The following is a 2371-nucleotide window of genomic DNA, read 5'->3' as shown; positions in this document are numbered from 1 at the left end:
ACAGAGAACTGACTAGAGATAGTTTGGTGCCTTCGGGAACTCTGATACAGGTGCTGCATGGCTGTCGTCAGCTCGTGTCGTGAGATGTTGGGTTAAGTCCCGTAACGAGCGCAACCCCTATCCTTAGTTACCAGCACGTAATGGTGGGCACTCTGGGGAGACTGCCGGTGACAAACCGGAGGAAGGTGGGGATGACGTCAAGTCATCATGGCCCTTACGGCCAGGGCTACACACGTGCTACAATGGGACGTACAGACGGTTGCGAAGCAGCGATGTGGAGCTAATCTGAGAAAACGTTTCGTAGTCCGGATCGGAGTCTGCAACTCGACTCCGTGAAGTCGGAATCGCTAGTAATCGCGAATCAGAATGTCGCGGTGAATACGTTCCCGGGCCTTGTACACACCGCCCGTCACACCATGGGAGTGGGTTGCTCCAGAAGTGGCTAGCTTAACCTTCGGGAGAGCGGTCACCACGGAGTGATTCATGACTGGGGTGAAGTCGTAACAAGGTAGCCCTAGGGGAACCTGGGGCTGGATCACCTCCTTAAACGAAATCTCACCGACAAGTACTCACACGAATTGCCTGAATTGTGAAAGATCATCTTGCTTATGGGTCTGTAGCTCAGTTGGTTAGAGCGCACCCCTGATAAGGGTGAGGTCGGCAGTTCGAGTCTGCCCAGACCCACCACTTCCCCAAGAAGTACATAAGCAATAAAGGGGCCTTAGCTCAGCTGGGAGAGCGCCTGCCTTGCACGCAGGAGGTCAGCGGTTCGATCCCGCTAGGCTCCACCATTTTTCTTGCGCTGTGAAGCGCCGCTCGTTAAAGAGCCTGAAAAATCAAAATTGAATGCATATTCTTGCTGTAAAAGAATGGTGTGTTGAATTTTGGTTTTTTTTTTGTCGAAAAAACCGCCGAAATCGTTTCTGACGATTTCTGGTATTTCCTCCATCCGTGGAGGGCATCTGATCTTTAAAAATATGGAATCTGTCAACACATGCAAATTGTTCTTTGAATAGTTTTGTATGTTTAGTTGCTGAGCACTCAAGTTGTTAGCAAGCAATTGTTGATAACTTTTCAATAGAAGCGCTTTAACTCTTCGGAGCTTGAAGAAGGACTGTTGAATCAAGTGTGTGGCGAATCGTTACTAGACGTCTTCTTTAGTCGGAGGCCTCTTAAAAAACGCGTTATTTGATCGATCTGAAGATAATTTTTTAAAGATTGTTTTGGGTTATATGGTCAAGTGACTAAGCGCACACGGTGGATGCCTTGGCAGTCAGAGGCGATGAAGGACGTGGTAATCTGCGAAAAGTCTTGGGAAGCTGATAAACGAGCTGTGATCCAAGAATGTCCGAATGGGGAAACCCACCTGTCACAAGACAGGTATCTCATAACTGAATACATAGGTTTTGAGAGGCGAACCCGGGGAACTGAAACATCTAAGTACCCGGAGGAAAAGAAATCAACCGAGATTCCCCCAGTAGCGGCGAGCGAACGGGGACCAGCCGAGCGATATGAGTTAGTGGAAGGCTCTGGAAAGTGCCGCCATAGTGGGTGATAGCCCCGTACACGAAGACGATTATCGACATATTAAGTAGGACGACACACGTGATATGTTGTCTGAAGATGGGGGGACCATCCTCCAAGGCTAAATACTACTGACTGACCGATAGTGAACCAGTACCGTGAGGGAAAGGCGAAAAGAACCCCGTTGAGGGGAGTGAAATAGACCCTGAAACCGTGTGCGTACAAGCAGTGGGAGCCTGACTCTTCTTTTAAGGAGAGAGGGTGACTGCGTACCTTTTGTATAATGGGTCAGCGACTTACATTTTGTAGCAAGGTTAACCGTTTAGGGAAGCCGTAGGGAAACCGAGTCTTAATAGGGCGTGCAGTTGCAAGGTGTAGACCCGAAACCGGGCGATCTATCCATGGGCAGGTTGAAGGTTGGGTAACACCAACTGGAGGACCGAACCGACTGTCGTTGAAAAGCCAGCGGATGACTTGTGGATCGGAGTGAAAGGCTAATCAAGCCCGGAGATAGCTGGTTCTCCCCGAAAGCTATTTAGGTAGCGCCTTATGTATTACCCACGGGGGTAGAGCACTGTGTCGGCTAGGGGGTCATCCCGACTTACCAACCCGATGCAAACTCCGAATACCGTGGAGTACGAGCATAGGAGACAGACAGCGGGTGCTAACGTCCGTTGTCAAGAGGGAAACAACCCAGACCGCCAGCTAAGGTCCCTAAACATGATTAAGTGGGAAACGATGTGGGAAGGCTAAAACAGCTAGGAGGTTGGCTTAGAAGCAGCCATCCTTTAAAGAAAGCGTAATAGCTCACTAGTCGAGTCGGCCCGCGCGGAAGATGTAACGGGGC

General features: G+C 49.9%; 1 protein-coding gene, 2 tRNA genes and 2 rRNA genes. 4 read left to right on the top strand and 1 reads right to left on the bottom strand.

Annotated features, from left to right (window positions below):
* From QMA35_RS21385 to QMA35_RS21375, 3 genes are all read left to right on the top strand, one after another.
* Nucleotides 1-546, top strand: a 16S ribosomal RNA gene (locus QMA35_RS21385); the annotation flags it as partial.
* Nucleotides 547-610: 64 nt separating this feature from the next.
* Nucleotides 611-687, top strand: a tRNA-Ile gene (locus tag QMA35_RS21380).
* Nucleotides 688-715: 28 nt separating this feature from the next.
* Nucleotides 716-791: transfer RNA gene (locus QMA35_RS21375), tRNA-Ala, on the top strand.
* Here the strand turns inward: QMA35_RS21375 and QMA35_RS21370 are convergent.
* Complete coding sequence (locus QMA35_RS21370; RefSeq protein ID WP_281649163.1) at nt 779-949, bottom strand: hypothetical protein; 171 nt, start codon at nt 947-949, stop codon at nt 779-781. The genes QMA35_RS21375 and QMA35_RS21370 overlap by 13 nt on opposite strands.
* 285 nt (nt 950-1234) lie before the next feature.
* On the opposite strand from QMA35_RS21370, the gene QMA35_RS21365 reads away from it, so the two are divergent.
* Nucleotides 1235-2371: ribosomal RNA gene (locus tag QMA35_RS21365) — 23S ribosomal RNA — on the top strand; the annotation flags it as partial.

The sequence above is a fragment of the Parendozoicomonas sp. Alg238-R29 genome (assembly GCF_947331445.1).
GTDB lineage: Bacteria > Pseudomonadota > Gammaproteobacteria > Pseudomonadales > Endozoicomonadaceae > Sansalvadorimonas.
The sequence above is the reverse complement of the archived record's forward strand: the minus strand, read 5'-3'. Positions and strand labels throughout refer to the sequence as shown.